This is a genomic window from Pseudokineococcus sp. 1T1Z-3 (assembly GCF_037482365.1).
Taxonomy (GTDB): Bacteria; Actinomycetota; Actinomycetes; order Actinomycetales; family Quadrisphaeraceae; genus Pseudokineococcus.
Map to the genome: position 1 here is coordinate 209,906 of NZ_JBBHZF010000018.1, position 16,161 is coordinate 226,066.

15 protein-coding genes are annotated in these 16,161 nt (G+C 74.5%); 6 read left to right on the forward strand and 9 right to left on the reverse strand.

The annotated features are described in order from the left end of the window. Window positions 1-24: 24 nt before the first annotated feature. The 7 genes from hrpA to ftsH form a co-directional block, all read right to left on the reverse strand. Complete coding sequence (gene hrpA, locus WDV86_RS06125) at window positions 25-4,347, reverse strand: ATP-dependent RNA helicase HrpA (RefSeq protein WP_339566714.1); 4,323 nt, start codon at window positions 4,345-4,347, stop codon at window positions 25-27. A 54-nt stretch (window positions 4,348-4,401) separates the two neighbouring features. After that, on the reverse strand, window positions 4,402-4,710 hold the full coding sequence (locus tag WDV86_RS06130) for a hypothetical protein (protein WP_339566715.1): 309 nt from the start codon (window positions 4,708-4,710) through the stop codon (window positions 4,402-4,404). After that, on the reverse strand, window positions 4,707-5,192 hold the full coding sequence (locus tag WDV86_RS06135; protein WP_339566716.1) for a DUF3180 domain-containing protein: 486 nt from the start codon (window positions 5,190-5,192) through the stop codon (window positions 4,707-4,709). The genes WDV86_RS06130 and WDV86_RS06135 overlap by 4 nt, the downstream gene beginning before the upstream one ends. Then, entirely contained in the window at window positions 5,189-6,169 is a 981-nt protein-coding gene (gene folB, locus WDV86_RS16235) for a dihydroneopterin aldolase (protein ID WP_445262953.1), read from the reverse strand. Before folB ends, WDV86_RS06135 begins: the two co-directional genes overlap by 4 nt. Then, on the reverse strand, window positions 6,166-6,999 hold the full coding sequence (folP, locus tag WDV86_RS06150) for a dihydropteroate synthase (RefSeq protein ID WP_445262965.1): 834 nt from the start codon (window positions 6,997-6,999) through the stop codon (window positions 6,166-6,168). The genes folB and folP overlap by 4 nt, the downstream gene beginning before the upstream one ends. 133 nt (window positions 7,000-7,132) lie before the next feature. Next, entirely contained in the window at window positions 7,133-7,741 is a 609-nt protein-coding gene (gene folE, locus WDV86_RS06155) for a GTP cyclohydrolase I FolE (RefSeq protein WP_445262966.1), read from the reverse strand. A 39-nt stretch (window positions 7,742-7,780) separates the two neighbouring features. Next, window positions 7,781-9,871 carry an ATP-dependent zinc metalloprotease FtsH gene (gene ftsH, locus WDV86_RS06160; protein ID WP_339566718.1) on the reverse strand — a complete coding sequence of 697 codons (2,091 nt, stop codon included), beginning with the start codon at window positions 9,869-9,871 and terminating at the stop codon, window positions 7,781-7,783. Between the two features lie 383 nt (window positions 9,872-10,254). Between ftsH and WDV86_RS06165 the strand changes: the two genes are divergently transcribed. The 5 genes from WDV86_RS06165 to WDV86_RS06185 are packed head-to-tail and all read left to right on the forward strand — an operon-like array spanning window position 10,255 to window position 13,004. Next, window positions 10,255-10,869, forward strand: a complete 615-nt coding sequence (locus WDV86_RS06165) for a hypothetical protein (RefSeq protein ID WP_339566719.1) — start codon at window positions 10,255-10,257, stop codon at window positions 10,867-10,869. Window positions 10,870-10,887: 18 nt separating this feature from the next. Continuing rightward, window positions 10,888-11,817: a GNAT family N-acetyltransferase gene (locus WDV86_RS06170; RefSeq protein WP_339566720.1), complete on the forward strand. Its 930-nt coding sequence runs from the start codon at window positions 10,888-10,890 to the stop codon at window positions 11,815-11,817. Between the two features lie 52 nt (window positions 11,818-11,869). Continuing rightward, window positions 11,870-12,034 (forward strand): hypothetical protein, encoded by a 165-nt coding sequence (locus tag WDV86_RS06175; RefSeq protein ID WP_339566721.1) that lies wholly within the window; start codon window positions 11,870-11,872, stop codon window positions 12,032-12,034. A gap of 20 nt (window positions 12,035-12,054) precedes the next feature. Beyond that, window positions 12,055-12,423 (forward strand): TetR family transcriptional regulator C-terminal domain-containing protein, encoded by a 369-nt coding sequence (locus WDV86_RS06180; protein ID WP_339566722.1) that lies wholly within the window; start codon window positions 12,055-12,057, stop codon window positions 12,421-12,423. Continuing rightward, complete coding sequence (locus WDV86_RS06185; RefSeq protein ID WP_339566723.1) at window positions 12,420-13,004, forward strand: dihydrofolate reductase family protein; 585 nt, start codon at window positions 12,420-12,422, stop codon at window positions 13,002-13,004. Before WDV86_RS06180 ends, WDV86_RS06185 begins: the two co-directional genes overlap by 4 nt. Window positions 13,005-14,075: 1,071 nt before the next feature. Here the strand turns inward: WDV86_RS06185 and WDV86_RS06190 are convergent. Then, on the reverse strand, window positions 14,076-14,555 hold the full coding sequence (locus WDV86_RS06190) for a hypothetical protein (RefSeq protein WP_339566724.1): 480 nt from the start codon (window positions 14,553-14,555) through the stop codon (window positions 14,076-14,078). Window positions 14,556-14,739: 184 nt separating this feature from the next. Next, on the reverse strand, window positions 14,740-15,216 hold the full coding sequence (locus WDV86_RS06195) for a hypothetical protein (RefSeq protein WP_339566725.1): 477 nt from the start codon (window positions 15,214-15,216) through the stop codon (window positions 14,740-14,742). Window positions 15,217-15,565: 349 nt separating this feature from the next. Here WDV86_RS06195 and WDV86_RS06200 point away from each other — a divergent pair, with 349 nt between their 5' ends. Next, entirely contained in the window at window positions 15,566-16,120 is a 555-nt protein-coding gene (locus WDV86_RS06200; protein WP_339566806.1) for a TetR-like C-terminal domain-containing protein, read from the forward strand. Window positions 16,121-16,161 lie beyond the last annotated feature (41 nt).

A 16,161-nucleotide genomic window follows, 5' to 3' on the forward strand; every position in this document is an offset into this window, starting at 1 on the left:
CACCGTGTCGGGGGGACCCGACGCTCAGACCTCGACGAGCGGCAGCTTGGCCAGGGCCTTGTGCACCCGCTGCGGCGAGGCGGCACCGCGGGTGCCGAGGGTCTGGGCGAAGAGGTTGACGCGCAGCTCCTCGAGCATCCAGCGGACGTCCCGGACGTCGTCGTCGCCGCGGCGCACCGCGGGCAGGGCGGCGACGGCGCGCTCGTAGTCGGCGGTGGCGCTCTGGACGACGCCGGTGCGGTCGCGGTCGCGCGCCGCGTCGGCGGGCAGGGCCTGCAGGCGGCGCAGCAGGCCGAGGAGGTAGCGCTGCAGGTCGGGCAGGCGCTCGCGGCCGGCGGCCGCGACGAAGCCCACGGGGACGAGCCCCGCGAGCTGCGCGCGGGCGTCGGCGAGCGCCGGCTGGACGGCGAGCGCCTGAAGGCCCGCGCCGGCACCCGAGGAGAGCTCGGCGAGCCGCGCCTCCACCTCGGCGGTGGTGCGCAGCACCCTCACGACCACCGCCACGACGTCGGCGACCGCCGCCGCACCCTCGGCGCGGGCCTGCTCGCGCAGCGCGGCGTGCCCCGCGGGGTCGCCCGGCGGGCCGCCGGCCCGGCGGACGAGGTCGTCGAGCACGGCGTCCCAGCAGTCCTCCAGCAGCGCGGCCGTCGAGCCGTGCGGGCTGCGGGCCAGCGCGAGCAGGTCGGCGTTGGACAGGCCCCGGACGACCGCCGTGCCGGGCGTCGGCACCTCCAGGCGCAGCAGCCGCCGGGTGCCCGCGCGCTGGGCGACCCGCGCCTCGGCCGCGGTCGGGTAGACGCGGACGGCGACGGCGTCACCCTCGTCGGTCAGCGCCGGGAAGCCGGCGACGCCGGCCGTCCGGACCTCCTGCGGCAGCGCACCTCCCTCGAAGGCCGTGGTGGCGTCGCGGACGCCGCCACGCTCGAGGTCGCCCGAGGCCGCCGAGACCGCGCGGCGTACGTCGGCGCTCAGCTCTCGGCGCAGCGCCAGCAGGTCGCGACCGGCGCCGAGCACCGCGGGCGAGGCCTCCTCACGCCCGCCGTCGTCCTCGACGACGAAGCGGACGCGCAGGTGCTCGGGGACCGTCTCGGGCGCGAAGTCGCTGACGGGCACGCTCGTGCCCGTCAGCCGCTCCAGCTCTCGCGAGAGCACCGGCAGCACGGGGCCGTCCGCGGGTCCGGCGACGGCCAGGACGGCGGCGGCACGGTCGGGCGCGGGCGCCAGGTGCCGGCGCACCGCCTTCGGCAGGCTGCGCACCAGTGCCGTCACCAGCTCGTGCCGCAGGCCCGGCACCTGCCAGGCGAAGGGCTCGGGGTCGAGCCCTGCCAACGCCCGCAGGGGGACGTGGACGGTGGCGCCGTCGTCGTCCTCGCCGGGGGCGAAGCGGTAGGAGACGCGCAGCTCCAGGTCCCCGACGCTCCAGGTGAGCGGGTAGTCGTCCACCTGGACGCCGGCGGCGGAGTCGGCGAGCAGCGCGGCGGGGTCGAAGGTGAGCAGGTCGGGGTGGCGGCGCCGCTCGCCCTTCCACCAGCGGTCGAAGTGGGCGCCGGAGACGACGTCGGCGGGGACGCGCTCGTCGTAGAAGGCGACGAGCGTCTCCTCGTCGACGACCAGACCCCGGGTGCGGGTGCGGTGCTCGAGGTCCTCGGCCTCCTCCAGCAGCGCCCGGTTGTCGGCGAGGAAGCGGTGGGGGCTCACCCAGTCGCCCTCGACGAGAGCGTGGCGGATGAACAGGTCACGGCTGGTGACGGGGTCGACACGCCCGTAGGCGACGGTCCGACCGGCGACGAGCGGCAACCCGTGCAGCAGCACGCGCTCGCTGGCGACGACGGAGGCGCGCCTCTTGCTCCAGTGCGGCTCGGAGTAGGTGCGGCGCACGAGGTGCCCGGCGAGCGCCTCGACCCACTCGGGCTGGATGGCGGCGACGCCTCTGGCCCACAGCCGGGAGGTCTCGACGAGCTCGGCGGCCATCACCCACGCCGGAGGCTTGCGGGCGAGCACCGAGCCCGGCCACAGGGCGAAGCGCGCGCCGCGCGCGCCGAGGTACTCCACGCCGCGGCGGTCGGGCCGGGCCGGGCGCTGCTCACGCCCGCCGCGCCCCTGCTGCCCCCGAGGGTCCTTCGACCGCTCCTCGCGCATGCCGATGCTGGACAGGAAGCCGGCGAGCACGCTGGCGTGCACCCGGTCGGCGTCGACCTGCTGCTCGCTGCCGGGCAGCACGTCCTCGCCGTCCTGCCCGGTGTCGTCGTCCGCCTCGGCGAGGGTGTCGGCGGGGTCACCGCCGTCGTCGCGCGGGGCGCCCTCGGGGGTGCTGGAGGCGCTGCTGGAGGCGTCGACGCCGAGGGAGCGGGTGAGCTGGCGCAGCTGGCGGTGCACGTCCTGCCACTCCCGCACGCGGAGCCAGGAGAGGTACTCGCGCTTGCACATCCGACGGAAGGCGCTGCTGGACAGCGTGTCCTGCTGGGCGTGCAGGTAGCGCCAGAGAGCCAGGAGGGTGAGGAGGTCCGAGCGGTCGTCCCGGAAGCGGGCGTGCGCGGCGTCGGCCGCCTGCTGGTGCTCGACGGGGCGCTCGCGGGGGTCCTGCACCGAGAGGGCCGCGGCGATGACGAGCACCTCGGCGACGCAGGAGTTGCGGTCGGCCTCCAGCACCATCCGCGCCAGCCGCGGGTCCAGCGGCAGCTTGGCCAGGCGCCGTCCCACGGGGGTGAGACGCAGCTGCCGGGACTCGGCGGGGCCGCGCTCGTCGGCGCTCTCCCCGCCTCCACCACTCGACGGCGCACCGGTCTCGATGGCGCCGAGCTCGGTGAGCAGGGCGAGGCCGTCGGCGACCTGGCGGCGGTCGGGCGGGTCGAGGAAGGGGAAGTCCTCGACGCGGCCGAGGCCGAGCGCGGCCATCTGGAGGATCACCGAGGCCAGCGACGTGCGCAGCACCTCGGGGTCGGTGAAGCGCGGACGCCCGTCGTAGTCGGCCTCGCTGTAGAGGCGGATCGCGATGCCGTCGGCGACGCGCCCGCAGCGGCCCGAGCGCTGGTCGGCGCTGGCCCGGCTGACCGGCTCGACCGGCAGCCGCTGGACCTTCAGGCGGGCGCTGTAGCGCGAGACGCGTGCCAGCCCGGCGTCGACGACGTACCGGATGCCGGGGACGGTCAGCGACGTCTCGGCCACGTTGGTGGACAGCACGACCCGCCGCTGGACGCCGGGGCCGTGGGCGGAGAACACGCGATGCTGCTCGGCGCCGGACAGGCGCGCGTACAGCGGCAGGACCTCGGTGCCGCGCAGCTGCATCCGCGCGACGGCGTCGGCCGCCTCGCGGATCTCCCGCTCGCCGGGCAGGAAGACGAGGACGTCGCCGGGGCCGGCCGCGGCCAGCTCGCGGACGGCGTCGCAGAGGGCCTCGACGGGCTCCTTGGCCGCGCGGGCGGGCTGATCGTCGTCGTCCTCGTCGTCGTCCGGGCCGCCGGCGTCCTCGACGAGCGGGCGGTAGCGGACCTCGACGGGGTAGGTGCGCCCGGAGACCTCGATGACGGGGACCTCACCGGCGACATCGGCGAAGTGGTCGGCGAAGCGTCGCGGGTCGATCGTCGCCGAGGTGATGACGAGCTTGAGGTCGGGCCGGCGCGGCAGCAGCCGATGGAGGATGCCGAGGAGGAAGTCGATGTTGAGGGACCGCTCGTGCGCCTCGTCGATGATGATCGTGTCGTAGCGCGACAGCAGCGGGTCGCGCTGCACCTCGGCGAGCAGGATGCCGTCGGTGACGACGGAGACGAGGGTGCGCTCGCTCACCCGGTCGGTGAAGCGGACGGCGTAGCCGACCTGCTCCCCCAGCGGCACGGCGAGCTCCTCGGCCACGCGCTCGGCGACGGCGCGGGCGGCGATCCGGCGCGGCTGGGTGTGCCCGACCATCCCGCGGGCGCCCCGGCCGAGCTCGAGGCAGATCTTCGGCAGCTGCGTCGTCTTGCCCGAGCCGGTCTCGCCGGCCACGACGACGACCTGGTGGTCCCGGATGGCGGCCGCGATCTCCTCCCGCGCACCCGAGACGGGCAGCTCGGGCGGGTAGGAGATCGCCGGGACGGACCCCCGCCGGGCGGCGAGGCGCGCACGGGCGGCCTCGACGTCGGGCTCCAGCCGCGTGAGCGCCGGTTCGCGCTCGGGGCCGGGGCGCCGGAGGGCGCCGTCGACCCGCCGGGTGAGGCGCTCGGCGTCCGCGACGCCGACGTCGGCGAGCGCCGCCCGCAGCGCCGCGCTCTGCGGGGTGTCCTGCGGCGCTGGACCGCTGCTGCCGCTGCGGGCCGGGCCACGTCCGCCGCGTCGTGAGCCGCGTCGGGAGCGCGTGCGCTGGTCAGCCATGTCGGCGCCCAGGGTACGGCGACCGCCTGGCGCCCGCGGCGACGTCGCGCGCCGTCACCGCCCCCGGCGGTCAGCCATCTCGTACCGGGCGGCGTGCTCGCGCAGGTACTCCCCGAGGTAAGGGACGGCGAGCTCGACGAGGCCGTGCCCGGCGGGTCGGATGACGCCGGCGGCGATGAGCCGGTCACGGTAGACGCTCTGGTAGCGCATGTCCCGCTCGATGCGGGTGGCGACGTCGACCGTCCGGGAGGGACCGTCGTCGCAGCGCGTGGGGACGTCCGGCACCGTCTGGGGACGCAGAGCCGGGTGGTCGAGGCCGATCCACCCGGCTGCTGGTCCCCGGTCGGCACCCGAGGGGCTCACAGGTGCGGCTCGGCCAGGCCTCCGGGCGGTGGGGCGTCGTCGTCGTCCTCGGGCAGCCGGCACCAGCGCTCGACGAGCAGGCCGGCGACCAGCAGGACCGCCGAGGCGAGCGCGGCGATCGTCAGGTTGATGGCCGAGCGCTGCTGCAGCGGGTAGGCGACCTCGGGCAGCAGGTAGAGCACCTGGCCCACGTACCAGCCGAGCAGCGCCGAGCCGGCGAGCGCCGAGGCCTGCCCGAGCACGACGGTCCGGGCCGCGCGCAGCGGGTCGAGCGGTCGGTCGCGGCGTCCCCGGTTCCACTGCCGCACAGGCCACCCGAGCCCCAGGGTGACGACGGCGAGGACCAGCACCGCGACGACGGCGGTCCACGGCAGCCGGGTCAGCGGCAGGCCCAGGCGCTCCAGCGGGCCGGCCGCGGCGAGGCCGACGACGCCCGCGAGGAGGGCGACGACGACGGGGGTCGTCCAGCGGGTCGGGGTCACGGTGCAGCCTCGTCGGGCAGCGTGAGGACGACGTCGGGCCGCACCTGCAGCGCGGCCGGGTCGGCGGCGAGCAGCCGCGCGGCCAGCTCCCCCACCGACCCCCCGCCGGCGCCGGCGAGCGCGGCGCCCGGGTCGGCGAGCGCCCACGGCACGAGCACGAACGCGCGCTCGTGGGCGCGCGGGTGCGGCAGCAGCAGCGCCTCGTCACCGGTGTCGACCACGCCCCCGAGGTCGACGACGTCGACGTCGAGGGTGCGCGGGCCCCACCGCTCACGGCGGACCCGACCGGCGGCGTCCTCGACCGCCTGGCAGGCGGCGAGCACCGCGCGCGGGGCGAGCGCCGTCGTCCCCAGGGCGACCGCGTTCAGGAAGCGCTGCTCGTCCTCGGCCGGCTCGTGGCCGGGCAGCCGCACCGGCGCCGACTCCACCACCGGGGAGACCGCCGTCAGCGTGAGGCCGGGCACGGCGGCCAGCGCGGCGACGGCGCCGCGCAGGTGCCCGGCGCGGTCGCCGAGGTCGGAGCCGAGCGCGAGGACGACGGGCGTCACGGGCTCGTCGGGGACCGCGGCGGTCCGCCGCACCCGGACGACCACGTCGTCGAAGGGCACGGGGATCGGCGCCTGCGGCTTGTGCACCGCGACCTCGACCGCCTGCACCCGCGGGCGGGCGAGGACGACGTCGGCCACGCGCTGCGCCAGCCGCTCGAGCAGGGCGACCGGCTCGCCGGCGACGACCGCGGCGACGTCCTGGGCGACCTCGCCGTAGTGCACGGTGTCGAGGACGTCGTCGCTCGCGGCGGCGGCACGCGTGTCGACGTCGAGCACGAGGTCGACGACGAAGTCCTGGCCCAGCTCGCGCTCGGCGGGCAGGACGCCGTGGTGTCCGCGCGTGCGCAGGCCGCGGACCTCGATGCGGTCCGTCGAGCTGGCCGCGGGAGCTCCTGGCCCGCTCCGGACGTGCGCGGTCGGGGAGCTCATGCCGGCGACCCGGCCGGTACCGGGGCCACGCACCCGCGGGCCGCGAGGACCCGGGCGACGACGCGGACGGCGTCGGCGCTCGGCCGGACCTCGTGCACGCGCACGCACCAGACCCCGGCGGCGGCGGCGAGCGTGGTGACCGCCGTCGTCGCGTCCTCACGGCGGTCCGCCGGGCGCGGCGTGCCGCTCTCGTCGGCGAGGAGGGCGCCGAGCATGCCCTTGCGCGAGGCACCGACGAGGAGCGGTGCTCCCAGGGCGTCGAGCGCGTCGAGGTGCGCCAGCAGCGACCAGCCGTGCTCGCCCGTCTTGGCGAAGCCGAGGCCGGGGTCGACGGCGAGCCGGTCGGCCCGGATCCCGGCGGCCAGCAGCGCCTGGACGCGCGCGGCGAGCTCGTCCCGGACGTCGGCGACGACGTCGTCGTAGTCGCTGAGGCCGCTCATCACGTCGCTGTGGCCGCGCCAGTGCATCGCGACGTACGGCGCCTCGCGCTCGGCGACGACGCCCGACATCGACGGGTCGGCGAGGCCTCCGCTCACGTCGTTGACCAGCGCGGCACCGGCGTCCAGCGCCGCGGCGGCCGTCGACGCCCGCATGGTGTCGACGCTGACGGCCACGCCCTCGGCGGCCAGCGCGCGGACGACGGGCAGCACCCGCCGCTGCTCCTCCTCGGCGTCGACGCGGCTCGCCCCGGGGCGGGTGGACTCACCGCCGACGTCGACGAGGTCGGCGCCGTCGGCCGCCAGGGCCAGGCCGTGGCGGACCGCCGCGTGGGCGTCGAGCCACGCGCCGCCGTCGCTGAAGGAGTCGGGCGTGGTGTTGAGCACGCCCATGACGAGCGTCCGCCCGGCGGGGGGCCCGGTCAGGCCCGGGACGGGCGGCGGGCTGGACGCCGTCCGGCTCACGAGGTCGCCGCCGGACCCGCGACAAGGTCACAGATCGCGGGGAAGGAGTGCACGGGGAGGGTCACCGGCCGTGGAGGAGGGTGAGGGCCTCGGCCCGCGTCGCGGCGTCGCGCAGCTGGCCGCGCATCGCCGACGTCACCGTCCGGGCCCCGGCCTTGCGGACGCCGCGCATCGACATGCACAGGTGCTCGCACTCGATGACGACGATGACGCCGCGCGGCTGCAGGTGCTCGACGAGGGCGTCGGCGACCTGCGTCGTCAGCCGCTCCTGCACCTGCGGGCGGCGGGCGAAGACGTCGACGAGGCGGGCCAGCTTGGACAGGCCGGTGATGCGCCCGTCGGCCGCCGGGACGTAGCCGACGTGCGCGACCCCGTGGAAAGGCACGAGGTGGTGCTCGCACAGGGAGTAGACCTCGATGTCGCGGACGAGGACGAGCTCGTCGTGGCCGAGGTCGAACGACGTCGACAGGACGTCGGCGGCGTCCTCGTGCAGGCCGCCGAGGACCTCGGCGTACATCCGGGCCACGCGCGCGGGGGTGTCGCGCAGGCCGTCCCGCGACGGGTCCTCCCCCACCGCGGCGAGCAGCTCACGGACGGCGGCCTCCGCCCGTGCGCTGTCGAAGGGGCGGGGCGAGGGCGCCGTCAACGCCTGCGTCTCGAGCCGGCCGATCCGCGACGGAGCCTCCGTGAGCGAGTCCGTCACGACTCGTCAGCCCTGCTGCCCCGGGTCGACCCGACCGCCGTCAGGGACCTCGGCGGTGCCCTGCGCCGGGTGCTCGGGCCGGGCGCTGGCCGCCTGGTCCTGCGGTGCGGGTGCGTGGTGACCGTTCGCGGAGCCGTTGGCCGACCCGTTGAGCGCGCCGTTCGCGGAGCCGTTGAGACGACGCCGCTCGGCAGGTGAGAGGACAGGCGGCTGGTCGGAGACCGCACGCCGCTCGCTGGAGAGCCACACCGGCCGCAACGGCCGCTTGGCGACAGGCTCGAAGATCTCCGCCAGCTCCTCCCGGTCCAGCGTCTCCTTCTCCAGGAGCCGCTCGACGAGCGCGTCGAGGACGGGGCGGTGCTCGACGATGACCTCCCAGGCCTCGTCGTGGGCGGCCTCGACGAGCCGGCGGACCTCGTCGTCGACGACGGAGGCCAGGCTCTCGCCGTAGCCGCGGTCATGGCCCATGTCGCGGCCCATGAAGGGCTCACCCGCGCCGGACCCGAGCTTGATGGCGCCGACACGCTCGCTCATGCCGTACTCGGTGACCATCTTGCGGGCCATGCCGGTGGCCTTCTCGATGTCGTTGCTGGCGCCCGTCGTCGGGTCGTGGAAGACCATCTCCTCGGCGACGCGACCGCCGAGGGCGTAGGCGAGCTGGTCGAGCAGCTCGTTGCGCGTCGTGGAGTACTTGTCCTCCGCCGGCATGACCATCGTGTAGCCGAGGGCACGGCCGCGCGGGAGGATCGTCACCTTCGTCACGGGGTCGGTGTGGCGCATGGCCGCGGCCACGAGCGCGTGCCCGCCCTCGTGGTAGGCGGTGATCTTCTTCTCGCTCTCGTTCATCAGCCGGGTGCGCTTCTGCGGGCCGGCGATGACACGGTCGATCGCCTCGTCGAGCGCGGCGTTGTCGATGATCTTCGCGTGCGTGCGCGCCGTCAGCAGCGCCGCCTCGTTGAGGACGTTGGCGAGGTCGGCGCCGGAGAAGCCGGGCGTGCGGCGGGCGACGGCGGCCAGGTCGACGTCGTCGGCGAGCGGCTTGCCCTGGCCGTGGACGCCGAGGATCTTCTCGCGGCCCTTCATGTCCGGCGGCTCGACGGAGATCTGCCGGTCGAAGCGCCCGGGGCGCAGCAGCGCGGGGTCAAGGATGTCGGGGCGGTTGGTGGCGGCGATGAGGATGACGTTGGTCTTGACGTCGAAGCCGTCCATCTCGACGAGGAGCTGGTTGAGCGTCTGCTCGCGCTCGTCGTGCCCGCCGCCCATGCCGGCGCCGCGGTGACGGCCGACGGCGTCGATCTCGTCGACGAAGATGATGGCCGGGGAGTTGTTCTTGGCCTGCTCGAAGAGGTCGCGCACACGGCTGGCGCCGACGCCGACGAACATCTCGACGAAGTCCGAGCCGGAGATGGAGAAGAAGGGGACGCCCGCCTCGCCCGCGACGGCGCGGGCCAGCAGCGTCTTGCCCGTACCCGGCGAGCCGTAGAGCAGCACGCCCTTGGGGATCTTCGCGCCGACCTCCTGGAAGCGTGAGGGGTCAGCGAGGAAGTCCTTGATCTCCTGCAGCTCCTCGACGGCCTCGTCGGCACCGGCGACGTCGGCGAAGGTCACCTGCGGGGTCTCCTTGGAGACCATCTTCGCCTTCGACTTGCCGAACTGGGCGATGCGGCTGCCGCCGCCCTGCATCCGGGACAGGATGAACCAGAAGAGCGCCACGAGGATGATGAGCGGCAGCAGGGTCGCGAGCAGCGACCCGAGGAAGGACGACTGCGGCACCTCGTCGTCGACGGACGCGATGTTCGCGTCGTTGATGGCCTGGACGACCTCGTCGCCCCGCGGCTCGACGTAGTAGAACTCGACGGTCCGCGTCGGCGTGCCCTGCTCGGTCTCGTACTCCTGCGACAGGCCGAGCTCGACCCGCTGCTCGCCGTCGACCAGCAGGGCGCTCTCCACCGTGCCACCACGGATGAGCTCGAGGCCCTGGGAGGTGACGACCTTGGTCGGCGCGCCCGGGTCGAGCAGGCGCAGCGCCAGGAGGACCGCGGCGAGCGCGAGGAGCACCCAGAGGATGGGTCCGCGGGCGATCTTCTTCGCGTTCATGTGCTGCAGGGGGCGGGCCCCCGTCCCTCCTGGTCGCGCGGGCGTCGGACGACGGTACACCGGTGCTTCTGGCGCACTTCGAGCTCGGCGCCCGCTCGCTGGCGGCAGCTCGGGGCCCGATGGACGCACCTACCTGCCGAACGGGCGGCCCGGGAGCGCTGTTCCGCTCGGGCTGTTCGCCGACGGCGGAGCAGCCTGCCGCTGAAGCCCGCTCCGGCGAGAACCATGACGGGCGCCCAGCCGCCGTCACGCGCGGACGGGCCCTACGGTCGGGCGACGGGCACGACGCCGGAGGAGACACCCGACGCCCCGCTGGCCGGCATGAACCTGGAAGGAGATAGATGGCGCCTCACCTGCTCGCTACCGCCGAGGTGCCCGCGCCGGTGGCAGAGCTCCTCCGGGCCGGTGTCTCCGGCCGGCTGCTCGTCGACGTCGACGCCATGGCCGGGCACCTGGACGCCGCCGGCTGGGTGCGTGGGCTCCTGTCAGGCTCCTGGGAGTGCCCGGACGCGCCGGCGTGGTCGGTGGGGTCGTCGGACCACGACCCGCACGTGTCCGTCTTCGCCCATGGCAGCGACGACCTGGTCACCCGGACCAGCGAGGGCCTCAAGGCCCTGCTCGACAGCGGCGACGCCGGCGCCGTGCGGCCCGGCGAGCCGGACTCGCACTGGATCCTCTGGCACACCGACGCCGTCGTGGTCTCTCTGCACGCGTCCGCCGGGCGCCGCTTCGGGCGACGGTGGGTCGACGCGTCGCTGCACCTGGCTCTCGAGCGCACCGACACCCCGCCCGAGGGGCGCCCGCACGACCCCGACCGAGACCTTGCCGTGGCCCGCACCGGGTCGCCGGTGGCGCGCTGGTACCTCGCCGGGCAGGACGTCCTCGCCGACGACGTCGTCGCACAGCTCGCCGGCGACGACGACCCGGCGGTCCGCGCGGCGCTGGCCGCGGGGGCGGAGGAGCGTCAGATCACGAAGGAGCAGCAGGAGCAGCCCTGAGCAGGGCTGTCGTCGAGCGTGGAACGGGCGGGTCGCGGAACGCTCCGGGTACTTCGTCTTCCTCGCCGGCGACGTCCTGGCGACGGTCGACCTCCTGCTCAGCCTGCGGGCCCCCGAGCCGTACGAACGGCTCCACGTCCTGCCCGGGGTAGAGGTGCGTGGACCTGGACCACCCCGAGCGGGCCGTCGGTCCCCCTTCGGGCACGGCCCGGCACCCCTCTGGCTGGGGCTGCTAGGCGGACCCGCCGCACGGAGAGCGACAGCCGGGAGGTCGAGTCCAGATCGTCCCAGCAGACGACCGCCTGCCGGCGACCCGACGGCCGCTCGAGCACCGCGCCAACGCTTGCCCGCGGCAGTCCCACAACCGATCCCCCACCGGAGCAGCCAGGCGGTCATGCTGCCCAGGCGGACGCTCTCGTCTGGCCCTCAGCGCCCGAGCTTGAGACCGCCCGACTCCTCCTCGAACCGCTGCGCGTCGAGCACGCCGACGAGGCAGACGTCGCCTTCGCCGACCCGGCCCTGCACCGCCACACCGGCGGACACCCCGCCACCTCGGACGAGGTGCGAGCCCGCTACACCGGCCAGGTCGTCGGCCACTCCCCCGACGGCCAGCACGGCTGGCTCAACTGGATGCTCCGCGAGCACCGCACCACCCGGCTCGTCGGCACCGTCCAGGCGACCACCGGCCAGGCTCCCGACGGCACCCGCAGCGCCGAGCTCGGCTGGGTCATCGCCACAAGCCACCAGGGACAGCACCTGGCCGCCGAGGCCGGCGCCGCCGTCGCCTCCTGGCTGCTCCACCGAGGCTTCACGGTCCTGGTCGCCCACGTCCATCCGGACAACGTCGCCTCGGCCGTCACCGCCTACCGCCTCGGCATGACCCCCACACCCGGGCTCCTCGACGGCGAGGTCGAGTGGCGCGGCCGGCTTCATCTCCCTGCCGGCTGACGATCGGCATCCGGGATGGCCCCACATTTCGCAACGCTGCTTTACTAAGTCCGTGGCGCGACCTAGGACGATGACGGACGAGGAGGTCCTCGATCGGATCTCCGCCGCGGTGGGCGACTCCCCCTGGACCCTCACCGGCGCCGCGCAGGCCGCCGGGCTGCACCCCGCCACGCTGATCAAGCGCTTCGGCTCCCGCGAGGGCGTCCTGCTCGGCTGAGTCGGCGCTGGGGCGAGGCCGTGCCGAACGGTCCCGTCGATAAGGACCCCCACGGCGAGCTGATGGCATGGGCGGCGTCGCTCAACGTCCGAGGCCTCGGCACCGCGGCGGTGCTCGCGCGGCTGGACATGCTCGCCGAGGACCTGCGCACCCCCGCGCTGCGCGACCTCCTGCACCAGGGCTGGCAGCGCCAGAGCGACCACCTCGCCGTCCTCGTCCAGGCGGCGGTCGACCGCGGTGACCTCCGCACGACGACACCACCGGCCCTGGTCGCGCGCCTGCTGATGAACACCGCCACCGGGGCGCTGCTGCGCGCCGCCGTGGTACCCGACCCGGCCGAGGCCGACCCCTGCACCGCCGTCCACGACCTGCTGGAGGCCCTCGCATGACCACCCACCGCACCTGGAGAGCCGCGGTGTTCATCGCCGCGAGCGTCGACGGGTACATCGCCCTGCCCGACGGCGACATCGACTGGCTCACCGACCCACCGCACGAGCCGCGGCACGTCCCCGCCCAGCCCGGCGAGCATCCCCCGCCGGACTACGAGCAGTTCACCGCCGGCGTCAGCCACCTCGTCATGGGCCGCGGTACCTACGAGAAGGTCCTCACCTTCGGGTTCTGGCCCTACGAGGCCCTCCGCGTCCTCGTCCTGACCACCACCCTGACCGCGGGCGAGGACCCGCGGATCACCGTCGTGCGCTCCACCACCGAGGCCCGGCAGTTCCTGGATGCCGAGCACCCCACGGGCGTCTACGTCGACGGCGGCCGAGTCCTCACCGACTTCCTGCGCCAGGGGCTCGTGGACGAGCTCACCATCACCCGCGCCCCCGTCGTCCTCGGCCGCGGGCTACCGCTGTTCCACGACCTGCCTGCGCAGGTCCGCCTCGTCCACCGCGGGACCGCCAGCCTCGGCGCCGGGATGGTCAGCACCCGCTACGACGTCACCCGCGACGACCAGTACGAACGCTGACCGCCGTCCCCCGGCTACAGGGTCGTCACTGAAGAGACCCCGATCGGCAGCTGCGCGCCCCTGTCCTCCGCGAGTGAGCACGACGACAGGCAGCTACACGTCCGGCCGTCTGCGTCGCGGTCCTGCCTCCCGCGCGCGGTAGGGGCTGAGGACGCGGCTGGTGATCGCCGTGGCCGTGCTCCTCGTCACCATCGTCACCGCCGTGGCGGGCGTCCACCCTTCCTCCCTGGAGCGGCTGCGCGCAGACGTCGCGGCCGGTGACGTCACGACCGTCCAGGCCTTCGGTCCCCCGCGTGCCCGACATCGAGGGCGCCGACACCTACTCGACCCAGGAGATCCGCTGGCGCACCGGCTCTACACCTGCTCAGCTGAGGTAGACCGCACGACCCCTCAGGGAGTCGAGACCGACGCCACTACCGGGCTGCGCCAGCTCGCCCCCGACCTTGAGGTGGAGCGCCGGGCGCCATCACCAGCTCCTGGCTGCTCTATGAGGTCGACGTCCCCGGATGGATCCCGCTGCTGGCGGCCGCAGCACGGCTCAGCGCTCTCGTCACCCTCATCCGCGGCACCGAGCCCGGGCGTCCGAACCGCTGGGGCTGGGCAGGGTCCTTCTTCCTCGTGCCGCCCGTGGGCGTGCTGGCCTTCTGTCTCCTGTCGGGCCCGACGCCGCCTGTCCCGCGGCCTCGCCGTGCCCGACGGATCGGCGGCCTCGGCGGCTTCCTTCTCGCCCTGGGGCTGCTTGTCGTGATCTTCGGGCGCTGAGCGAAAAGGATATCCCGCTGACGATCGGCACCTGGCACGCTTCGCGAGCCCATCGCCATACGGCACGACTACCGGGCCCTCCGCTACCGGGTGAGGTCGTCCAAAAGCGTCGCCATCTCCCTGCGAGGGCACCGACGATGCACAGACCTAACTACCAGGCCCGGCCTATCGGGCGACCTCCACCGGGTCCACTGACGGGAGGCTCCCCTGGGCTTCGAAGTTCGGCGATGAGAGTGCTCATCCACGGGCGAGGACGTGGGCGTGCGGTTCACCGCACGCAACGCCCCCGCGACCGCCCCCCGATGGCGGTCAGGACACCGAAGCGTCAACGACCTCCCGGGCCTGCTCCTCCTCGTCCTTACGTACCCCGCGCTCGAGGAAACGCACGAACGGCCAGTACAGAACCAGCGCGATCGCGGTGGCCAGCAGCGCGCCGGCGAGGTCGACGAAGAACACCACGAACATGATCGCCGTCAAGGACGCCACCATGATCGTCGTCTCGACCGCCAGCACCGTGACACGGCTGCGGCCGCGGCCCTTGAGGCCCTTGCCGACACCCGAGGCCACCATCCCTGCCACGAACAGCCCCGGGTAGGCCCATACCAGGTTGACCAGCCGCGCCAGACCACCATCGGTGCGCAGCTCGCCCACACCCGGGAGGGCATCGACGACGAGCACCGCGGCGATCAACGGCAACGACGCCGCTAGGACCGCTCCCAGGAGCAACCCGCCCATGATCAGCCCACCCGTGAGCCCACCACGGACCTGACCGTCACTCGTCGCGCTCACCGTCCACCTCCTACTGAAGTTCCACCGTGCGACAGCCGCTGCCAGCTCCGCCACCGGGCGCCCTGCGCACGGCCCGGCCGTCAGCCGGCCACTGGGCCCCGTCAGTCGACGTCGCGCGAGCGACCCGGGCAGGTGACCAGTGCGATGGGGGCACCCGCCCGGGCGCCAGACCGACGACCTCGAGTCAGAGGAAGGTGACGATCCACTGAGCCGCGAAGCGGGCCTGGTCCGGCGGGAGCCCACCGGCCGACAGCGTGCCCGCGATGGCGATCTCACCGGTGTTCTCGATCGAGTCGATGAGGTTGTACAGCTTGTCGGCGTAGGGACGGATCTGCTTGGGCAGCGCCCCCCTCCCGTACTTCAGGGCCGCCTTGACTGCGTTCTTGGCCAGCATCGGGAAGACTTGCGGGGAGGCCACGTTGCCCCGGGCCTTGGCCGCCATGTCGGCCGCGGAACGGGAGGCGGTCTGGTCACCGGCCGCGGACGCAGCCCGCGCCACCTCGTCCCACTGCTCGGCACTCAGGCCTCCGGCGCCGCTGACAGCCGAGGCACTCACCGGCGCCGCCGCCCCCGTGGTCGCCGAGGCCGTCGCCGTCAGCCCCGTCACGCTCAGCGCGCAGATGGCCGTGATGGCTCCGGAACGTCGCATCGTGCGGTTCATGTCCGTACCCCTCCGATAGACACGTCGTGCGGTGCGAGACCTACGCCAACACAACTACATTCAGAATGCAAATCCCGTCGAGGTCTTGAATCGAGACCACCACTTCCCTTACCGTCCGCGCCCGCCGAGCACAGCACGTCACCAACCGAGGGCCTGCCCGCGTCAGCGGCGGACCAGCACGGCACCGCACGATGACCGCCCCCTGCGGCTCGCTAGCGTGAGGTGATGCTGCGCCGGCCCCCAGCCCTGACGGCCATCGCCAGCGCCTTTGTCGCCGCCCTCGTAGGCCGCGACCGCTCCCCCGCCGTCTCGTGGACGCCCGCGGGACGACAGCCGCGACGGCGTCATCCTGGATGCCGCGATCGACGTGCTGGTCGAGCAAGGTTTCGACGGGATGACCGTGGACGCCGTCGCCGCCCGCGCCCGAGCAGGCAAGGCAACGATGCATCGGCGCTGGCCGTCCAAGGTCGTCCTGGCGCTCGAGGCGGTAGCCCGCCTGGAGGCGGCCGACGTCGACCTCGACGCCCTGCCGGACACCGGGTCCTTCCGTGGGGACATCACCGGGTTGATCCGGCCGAAAGCGCTCGAGGACGGCCAACGACGTCTGCGAATCAAGGGGGCCCTGGTCACGATGACCGCCCGGAAGCCGCGCCTGGCCACGGCGGCCGCCGAGGTCAGCACCGGTCCATGGGTCCGCGCCAACCGGGTGCTGATCGAGCGCGCCCTCGACCGCGGGGAGTTCCCCCGCGAGCACGTCGACGTCGCGGTCCTCTCGGAGGTCGTCCCGCAGCTGTGCTCTGCGAGGGCCTGCCTCCGACTCCTGCCCATCACGCCCGAGTACCTGCTGTCGGTCATCGACGGCGTGCTCATCCCCGCCCTGCACGGATCTGCCCCCGGCCGCTGAGTCCCGTCGCCGGCCCAGCGGGCCGGCGCGGTGCTCCAGCC

Coding starts and splice junctions, on each gene's coding strand:
- hrpA (WP_339566714.1), bottom strand. CDS start 4,347: ATGGCTGACCAGCGCACGCGCTCCCGACGCGGCTCACGACGCGGCGGA.
- folB (WP_445262953.1), bottom strand. CDS start 6,169: ATGAGCTCCCCGACCGCGCACGTCCGGAGCGGGCCAGGAGCTCCCGCG.
- folP (WP_445262965.1), bottom strand. CDS start 6,999: ATGGGCGTGCTCAACACCACGCCCGACTCCTTCAGCGACGGCGGCGCG.
- ftsH (WP_339566718.1), bottom strand. CDS start 9,871: ATGAACGCGAAGAAGATCGCCCGCGGACCCATCCTCTGGGTGCTCCTC.
- WDV86_RS06185 (WP_339566723.1), top strand. CDS start 12,420: ATGACCACCCACCGCACCTGGAGAGCCGCGGTGTTCATCGCCGCGAGC.
- WDV86_RS06195 (WP_339566725.1), bottom strand. CDS start 15,216: ATGAACCGCACGATGCGACGTTCCGGAGCCATCACGGCCATCTGCGCG.